Raw genomic sequence first — 7,764 nt, forward strand, 5'->3', positions numbered from 1 at the left:
CCTTTTTCGATCTAATCATCTACTTTTCAAGCTAAATAATCATATTAATTCATAACATGAGCGCACCAAACGACAACTTTCAAGAAAACGTCGAAACAATTCAATCCGAATTAGTAACTGGGGAGCATGAAGTAAAAACAGAAAAGATTGGCGTAGAAGAATTTAGTATTAAGGGTGATGCCCTCGGTGCCAAAATCAAGGAACTGATTCACCAAGGTAATATTCGGCGGATTATTCTCAAAAATGAAGAGGGGCATATATTAATTGAAATCCCCTTAACTGTTGGTGTGGTTGGTGGTGCCATCAGTGCAGCTTTCTTCCCGATTCTGGCTGCTGTGGGATCGATCGGGGCGATGGTCGCTCATCTAACGATCGTGGTAGAGAAACGAGCATAACCTGACGATCGATCTTGATGTAAACAGTGAATCTTCTGGTGCCGCTAAACTAGAACCGCCAGAACAGATTCGCTTGTGCCCTTTATTAATAGTGAACTGCTGATGAATAATTCCAAGCTTTCCAAGTCTAGCAACGGTAGTAGTTGCATCGGGCGGGAACGAGGCATCGTCTTATCGCCGCAAGGATGGCAACGATTTCAAATAGCCAAACAGCAAGCAGAATCCGACCAAATTTGGGGCAAGCATTTGACACAAGAAGACTTGAGCGAGCGCACGGGACTTTCACTCAATACACTCTATCGGGTGCTCAAGCGCGAATTGGGAGTCGATCGGCAGTCGTTAGAGTACCTATTTGGGGCGTTTGGGCTGGAATTAACCAAGGCAGACCATATATCGGCGATTGCTACGGGTGGAGAATCAGATCGCCGAGGGGTAAATACTCACCGGGATTGGGATAGTGCGATCGATACAGCGGTGTTCTACGGGCGCGAGCGAGAACTGGCGCAACTGTGGCAGTGGATTGTTTGCAATCGCTGTCGCGTGGCTGGAGTACTGGGAATGGGTGGAATTGGCAAAAGTTCGATCGCGATCCAGGCTGCGATCCAAATGTCATCCGAGTTTGAGATTATCGTGTGGCGCAGTCTTGCCCACGCACCACCCTTGGCAGAGCTGCTATCGAGTCTGCTGAAATTCCTGATGCCGCTCTATGGTGAAGATCCGGTGATTCCCCCCACGCTCGATGAAAAGTTCTTTAAGTTGATGCAATATCTGCGATCGCGTCGGTGTCTGTTGATGCTGGATAATGTCGAGATCGTTTTGCACAGCGAACGGGTGGGACAATGGAAAGCGGGCTATGAAGGGTATGGACAATTGCTCAAAACGATCGGCGAAACTCCTCACCAAAGTTGCTTATTATTCACCAGTCGCGAACAGCCCAGCGAGATCGCAGTGATGGAAGGGAGACAGGGCACTTGCGCCGCGCTATCTTTGACGGGACTCACCCCCGCAGATGGACGCGCCATCTTTGACCAAAAAGGCGAATTTATAGGTTCAGAAGCTCAATGGCAGCAGCTAATCCATCACTATGGCGGCAACCCGCTGATATTGAAGCTGGTGGCAGCAGCTACCCAAGAACTGTTCGATGGCAGCATCGCCGAGGTTGTCGCCGATCTCGACTGCGGAATTTTGGGATTTACAGACATTAGCAATCTGCTCGATCGACAGTTCGAGCGGTTATCCATCGCCGAACAGCAAGTCTTGTTTTGGTTGGCAATTCATCACGAGCCAGTATCGATGGCCAAAATTCGTGGAAGTATTGTCGGTCTTACCTCCGAGCAGAGCGTACCCAAACAACTAAACTCATTGATGCGGCGATCGATCGTCGAAAAAACAGACGGGTTATTCTCTTTGCAGCCTGTGGTGACGGAGTATGTTACTCATCGATCTGTCGAATCTGAAACATTTGGGCTGGGCGTGTAGCCAAGTCATTTGCTCTCATCGCCGATCTCTAGTGAGTGGTAACTAGGGCACTCGATCGGGACAAATGTTTTGTAGTGTCACGAATGGGCTTAAACCTGACCCAGGGGCAATTCATGAGGGCTATTTATTTAATCTATCTTGCCAATCATTGGGATTTCGTTTGCTGTGAAAGCAAGCAATCACAAAGACTGTATCTTCTTCAACAATATAAAACAGACAATAAGGAAAACGTCTGACTAAAGCGCGGCGAGCTTGCTGGTAGATAAGCCGATAGGCAAGCGGATTACGACCGATGGTAGATACACAACTATCAATCGCCCGTACAAATTCAGAACCTAAACCAGTCTCTTGTGACTCATACCATGTAAAAGCATCTTCCAAATCCAATTCTGCTTCTGGACGGATAATCAACCTGTAATTCATTGGGAAACGCCTAATCGCTGTTTGACTATTTCCCAACTAGAGCCAGTGCTAGAATCTTGGCGATGTTGTTCCAATCTTCGATCGAGTTCCTGTTGTTGTGCCTTGTCTAATTCGACTTCATCTTGTCTATCCAGAATACTATCCCATAAATCTTCTGCGAGTTGAATCCGCTCGGCAATACTCAATTGAGATATTTCAACTTTGAGAAGAGGATGACTACTCACGCTAACTTAACTCACTAAATTACATCAATGTCAAAATTATAGCATTGTGACATAGGTTTTAGCTTTAACTAATAATTCACTATCCTTATTCTCAAACTTTTATCTAAATTTCACCACGCAAGATCCACCAGTTAAGAGCGGATGTGATTTTCGATGTCGATTCTGCAAGGTGGAGGCTAAGTCAAAGATCTTTCAGCTTAGTCAGTATTCACTCACTGCAACCATCGATTAATAGCGATCGCATCTGTAAAGCATTAGAGTGACTATTCCTTAACTTGCAGCTTAACTGGTGGATCTTGCGTGGTCTAAATCGAGTAGAAGTTGAATAATGAAAACAACTAGCTACAGAGCTTGGACAAACAAATCCTAACGCAAGTCAAACTATTACTGCCAAATGCTAAAAACAGGAATGATAAACTCATGTCTCGATTTAACCAAAAACTAGCTACAGTAGCACTTTTATCGATGGCTTCAATTACGGTTGCCGTACTAATTATTGCTAATGTATCCAAATTTGCACCTTCCCATCGTTCGCGCCAGCGTACCGTCAGGTAATCGAAATTAAACTTTATTTACTCACAGAAAAGGCTAATAGCTTACTAGACAAAATTAAGTTGCTAGTTATTTAGATCTCGATCGGCTGTGGAATCGAACGATGGGGAGACCATCTCGACGATTTCTTCAATATCTTTTATTCCCACTTCCAAAAATTAAGCTTTAGTTACCACTGGAAAAACTTATGTCTCACTTTTTAAACCTTCGGCTGTCAAGCTCAATAATTCTTGTTGCTTGCGGTGCCATGCTGGTAGCAACTCCCAATAATGCTGTTGCCGACTCCACATCTTCTAGTAATTATCAAAATTCTTGTCGGAATATTCGGGTTGACGAAACAACTTTGTCCGCACGATGTCGTCAAGTCAACGGTGGCTCTAATCGAACATCCATTCAGATTCGAGGCATTGAAAATCGAAATGGAACCTTAACCTACCTTTCCGATGCAACTGATTCTAGTAGTTATCAAAATTCCTGTCGGAATATTCGGGTTTCTCAAACATTTTTATCCGCACGATGTCGTCGAGTCAATGGTGGCTCTAATACAACGTCAATTCGGATTCGCGGCATTGAGAATCGGGATGGAACCTTAACCTATCGGTAGATATCGAGGTCTAAATCCTGTAAAAAATCAGATGCTATGAGAGAATGCCGATCGTCATAGTATCTCATTTGCCTTGTGCCAACGCATTTCTCTACCCAACATACAGATCCTCGCTCTCAATTCCCTTTCACGGACTCATTAAGATGTGGAAAACTTTACTGTTTATCCCTTTTATCCTGACAGGATTTGTAGCGGTCGGTTATGCAAATGTGACGGCTGACAATCGGTGGGCAGGCATTAATGTATTTACCCTGTGGAATTGCCTTCCCCTATTGCTTGCCGCAATTACGTTGGTTCCTGCGGCAACTCGCTCCCCTCATGCTCATCGTCGATTGCGCGATCTGTGGGTAAGAATTGGTCTAGCAGGCGCGATGCTTGGATCGATGCTCTGCATCTATTTTACCTGGAAGTTTGATTGGTGGAATGCTCGAACCGGATCTTCCACATCAGGATTGATATTTATTTTTGCTCCTTTATGGACTCTGTGCTCCGGGCTAATTGGATTGGGTGCAGGTTGGTTCGCACAGCGACTGGTTCCAAACCGCTTTCATTCAGCCCGTTTAACCGAACTGAACCAGCGTGCCATTAGTTGTTATGTGCTGGTCGGGCTAGGGCTTGTAGCCGCGACCTCATCTAGCGGAATGTATTGGTTGTTGGCGAATCGATTGCTGTGAGTTTTTCTCGCTCATCTTCGCCATCCTGCTACATTTACTTTCGCTTCCTACTTGTGCAGACCAACTTATCTCAAACGTTCGGCGGCGATTACCTGACTGTACGCTGGCGCGAACGGTTAGATCGGATGCGCCGATTCTCTGTAGGAGACGCTACGCGATCGAGAAAACCGCGACCTTAAATCATCTACTTGAATAAAGGAAAGATTCAGATGTCCGAGAAAAATAAAGCAATCTTAGAACAGGGCAACGCGGCGATCTCGAAAGGCAACAATGAAGGATTCTTGTCATGCTGCACCGACGACACAGAATGGACGTTTGTCGGCGACAAAACCCTGACAGGAAAAGAAGCCGTTCGTCAATATCTGGCAGCGACATACATCGAGCCGCCGAAGTTTATGGTCGCTAACTTAATCGCTGAAGGCGATTTCGTCACAGCACTCGGCGACATCATATTGAAGGATGAAGACGGAACGGCGGTTCATTATTCTTACTGCGATGTCTGGCGTTTTCGCGGCGATAAAATCATCGAATTAAGGGCTTTTGTCATCAAAACCTAGATCGACAAATTACTACTTGTCGCTCGGCATCTTTAATCATAGCAACTGCTATACATGCTAAAAAAGGGAGGTCACGGTCTAAAGAATCTACTAGATGAATCAAACAGCGACTTGCAAAGCTTTAGTTGCCGTCAGTGGTTGCCCCACAATTACCTCCGATTTACCGGATCGAACCGCACTCCAAATCGCATCAGCAATGTCTTCAGGCCGACTTACCCAAGGAGCTTGTACCAACGCCTGAAGCTGTTTGCGCCGCTCCTCAACCTGCGCCGCGTCTTGACCCCGAAAAATCGCCCGCTCCAAAAAGTTGCTATTAATCACCCCAGGATGAACCGCACACACCTGAATCCCTTTAGGAGCGAGTTCCAACCGCAGTGTATCCGTCAAGCCCGTGACCGCATATTTACTCGCACAAAACGCTATCATCTCTGGCACCGGGGTTGCGCCACCAAACGAAATAACATTGACAATCGATCCACTCCCCCGTGCTAAAAATTGCGGCAGCAACCCCTGAATCGTATGCACATAGCCCCAAAAATTGGTATCCATGACTCGATGCCAGTCATCAAGTGGCGTATACTGCATCAACCCAGACAAGTAAAAGCCAGCATTATTTACGAGTACATCAACTCGCCCGAATCGATCTAGTGCCGTTTGAATCAGCATCTCCACCCGCTGTACGTCGCTGGTGTCTGTCGGTACCGCTAGAGCTTGGCGACCTTCAGCCCGCACCGCTGCGGCTACTTGCTCCAATCGCTCTGGCTGTCTTGCTGCCAGGATGACATCATATCCATGTCGAGCAAACAATAGTGCTGTTGCCTTGCCAGTCCCCTGCGATGCTCCCGTAATTAAAACGGTATTAGCCATAATTTTTGCTCCTAATTTGACGATCCAATTGCTCAGTTTCGCTTTGAATCGGTTGCTTTCATTATTCAACTTTGATTCGATTTAGACCACGCAAGATCCATCAGTTAAGATGCAAGTTAATTTTTCGATGTGAAATAGTGGCTAGAAGTGGCATGAATACTCAAGAAGTAATTTGGCTTGATAGTAAATCGATTTGCGATCCCGAACAGATTAGATACGTTGATTTAGCCTTTATCCTTTGTGGGTGGAGTGTTAAGACGAGCGATTCAAATTAAAGCTTAACTGGGGGATCTTGCGTGGTGCAATTTGAATGATTCTTGCAAACTGAATACATAGCAAAAAACTGTTATTCCGGCAACCCTTGGATCGACATGTGCCCACGATCGCGACGGCGGATATCGGTTACTCGTTGGCGTAGCCTCTCGTCTAGAGAATCGAGTGAAAACATTAAGGAGGATATATGTTGAAAACCCCACTCTGTCATCAGATTGGCATCGATTATCCCATCTTTTCCGCAGGGATGGGGCCAGCGGCAGGCCCAGAACTCACGGCGGCAGTGTCTAATGCTGGCGGCTGTGGGGTGATGGGCGGACTGTTCCTGCCACCGCCCATCCTCCGACAGGCGATCCACAAGATCCGCAGCCTGACGGACAAACCATTTGGGGTGAACTTCGTGCTCACGCTTTTGCAGCCAGGGCAGATCGAAGTCTGTCTAGAAGAGCAGGTACCGCTACTGGTGCTCTTTTGGGGAGATCCTAGCCCTTATGTCGCCGCAGCCCATCGCCACAAAACTCAGGTCTTCAGCCAGGTGGGTTCGGTTGCTGAAGCCATTGCCGCCCACAATGCGGGTGTCGATGCGGTTATCGTTCAAGGGATCGAAGCGGGAGGTCATGTTAAGAGTCGGATCTCGCTGTCAACCATTGTGCCAGCGGTCGTTGAAGCGGTTCCCACCGGGCCTGTCATCGCCGCTGGGGGGATTGCCACGGGTCGAGGGGTGGTATCAGCCCTCAGTCTGGGGGCACAAGGTGTATCGATGGGGACACGGTTTCTCTGTAGTACTGAAGCCGCTGTGACTGATGCCTACAAGGAACGGGTCGTCAGCAGCACTGCCGAGGACACAGTATACACGACACTTTTCGATGTCGGCTGGGCGGATGCGCCACACCGAGTGCTCCGCAATACAGCGTTCGCGGAATGGGAGCGCGCAGGTCGCCCCGCTCATGGTCAACGTCCGGGTGAGGGGACGATCGTGGGTACCGTTCCGATCGCTGGCACCATGATGGAAGTGCCGAAATATGCGGCGATAATTCCCCTGACTGACTTCCAGGGGGATATGGAATCCGTCGCTCTGTATGCGGGGGAGTCATGCAGTCTCGTACATGATATTAAGCCAGCCGCGCAGATTGTCCGGGATGTAGTGCAAGAGGCTGAAGCGGCGATCGCCAACCGCTGCCTTGAGCAGGTCGCAACTATGAGACTAAAACAGACAGCAAATTAGGAGCAAATCCCATGACGAACTATGACTACATTATCATCGGTGCAGGTTCGGCAGGCTGTGTGCTTGCCAACCGTCTGACAGCAGATAGTGACACAACCGTCTTATTACTCGAAGCTGGCAACCCAGATACCAAACCAGAAATTGAAAGCCCGTCAGCAACCTTGAGCTTACTAGGTTCTGAGGTGGATTGGGGCTACTTCTCCGAACCAGAACCGTACTTAAATAACCGCAAAATTTATTGTCCCCGTGGCAAAGTTTTGGGTGGTAGCAGTGCGATTAATTTCATGCTTTATAGCCGGGGCAATCCTCACGATTATGACCACTGGCAGGCGTTGGAAAATCCTGGTTGGAGTTACCAGGATATGTTGCCCTATTTCAAGAAATCCGAGCACTCCTCACGCGGCGCATCCGAGTTTCACGGGACTGATGGCGAATTAAGTGTCACCAACGAGATCGCGCCTACTGCTATTTCTCAACGATATATCGATGCA

Annotated in this window: 11 protein-coding genes; 8 read left to right on the forward strand and 3 right to left on the reverse strand. The window is 47.7% G+C overall.

Going from position 1 to position 7,764, the window contains the following annotated elements; genetic code table 11:
• The first annotated feature begins 56 nt into the window (after positions 1-56).
• Both RMO84_RS06265 and RMO84_RS06270 read left to right on the forward strand, forming a co-directional pair.
• Complete coding sequence (locus RMO84_RS06265) at positions 57-395, forward strand: DUF4342 domain-containing protein (protein WP_310487614.1); 339 nt, start codon at positions 57-59, stop codon at positions 393-395.
• A gap of 102 nt (positions 396-497) precedes the next feature.
• Positions 498-1,874, forward strand: coding sequence for an NB-ARC domain-containing protein (locus RMO84_RS06270; RefSeq protein WP_310487615.1), 1,377 nt, complete (start codon positions 498-500; stop codon positions 1,872-1,874).
• Between the two features lie 120 nt (positions 1,875-1,994).
• On the opposite strand, the gene RMO84_RS06275 is transcribed toward RMO84_RS06270, so the two are convergent.
• Together RMO84_RS06275 and RMO84_RS06280 are read right to left on the reverse strand one after the other, a co-directional pair.
• Positions 1,995-2,297, reverse strand: a complete 303-nt coding sequence (locus RMO84_RS06275; RefSeq protein ID WP_396135780.1) for a type II toxin-antitoxin system RelE/ParE family toxin — start codon at positions 2,295-2,297, stop codon at positions 1,995-1,997.
• Positions 2,294-2,521, reverse strand: coding sequence for an addiction module protein (locus tag RMO84_RS06280; protein WP_310487617.1), 228 nt, complete (start codon positions 2,519-2,521; stop codon positions 2,294-2,296). Before RMO84_RS06280 ends, RMO84_RS06275 begins: the two co-directional genes overlap by 4 nt.
• A 420-nt stretch (positions 2,522-2,941) precedes the next feature.
• Between RMO84_RS06280 and RMO84_RS06285 the strand changes: the two genes are divergently transcribed.
• The 4 genes from RMO84_RS06285 to RMO84_RS06300 all read left to right on the forward strand — a co-directional run bounded on the left by RMO84_RS06285 (position 2,942) and on the right by RMO84_RS06300 (position 4,908).
• Positions 2,942-3,076, forward strand: a complete 135-nt coding sequence (locus RMO84_RS06285; protein WP_310487618.1) for a hypothetical protein — start codon at positions 2,942-2,944, stop codon at positions 3,074-3,076.
• Between the two features lie 244 nt (positions 3,077-3,320).
• A complete protein-coding gene (locus RMO84_RS21295; protein WP_396135781.1) occupies positions 3,321-3,677 on the forward strand; it encodes a CVNH domain-containing protein in 357 nt (118 codons plus the stop codon).
• A 143-nt stretch (positions 3,678-3,820) separates the two neighbouring features.
• Entirely contained in the window at positions 3,821-4,351 is a 531-nt protein-coding gene (locus tag RMO84_RS06295) for a hypothetical protein (protein WP_310487620.1), read from the forward strand.
• Between the two features lie 209 nt (positions 4,352-4,560).
• Entirely contained in the window at positions 4,561-4,908 is a 348-nt protein-coding gene (locus RMO84_RS06300; RefSeq protein WP_310487621.1) for a nuclear transport factor 2 family protein, read from the forward strand.
• 99 nt (positions 4,909-5,007) lie between these two features.
• Here the strand turns inward: RMO84_RS06300 and RMO84_RS06305 are convergent, their stop codons facing one another.
• A complete protein-coding gene (locus RMO84_RS06305; protein WP_310487622.1) occupies positions 5,008-5,775 on the reverse strand; it encodes an SDR family oxidoreductase in 768 nt (255 codons plus the stop codon).
• A 460-nt stretch (positions 5,776-6,235) separates the two neighbouring features.
• On the opposite strand from RMO84_RS06305, the gene RMO84_RS06310 reads away from it, so the two are divergent.
• Together RMO84_RS06310 and RMO84_RS06315 are read left to right on the forward strand one after the other, a co-directional pair.
• Positions 6,236-7,273 carry a nitronate monooxygenase gene (locus RMO84_RS06310; RefSeq protein WP_310487623.1) on the forward strand — a complete coding sequence of 346 codons (1,038 nt, stop codon included), beginning with the start codon at positions 6,236-6,238 and terminating at the stop codon, positions 7,271-7,273.
• 11 nt (positions 7,274-7,284) lie between these two features.
• Positions 7,285-7,764: GMC family oxidoreductase N-terminal domain-containing protein (locus tag RMO84_RS06315; RefSeq protein ID WP_310487624.1), on the forward strand; the 480-nt coding region annotated here is incomplete at its 3' end.

Origin of the sequence: Chamaesiphon sp. VAR_69_metabat_338 (assembly GCF_031423935.1) — a bacterium.
Taxonomy (GTDB): domain Bacteria; phylum Cyanobacteriota; class Cyanobacteriia; order Cyanobacteriales; family Chamaesiphonaceae; genus Chamaesiphon.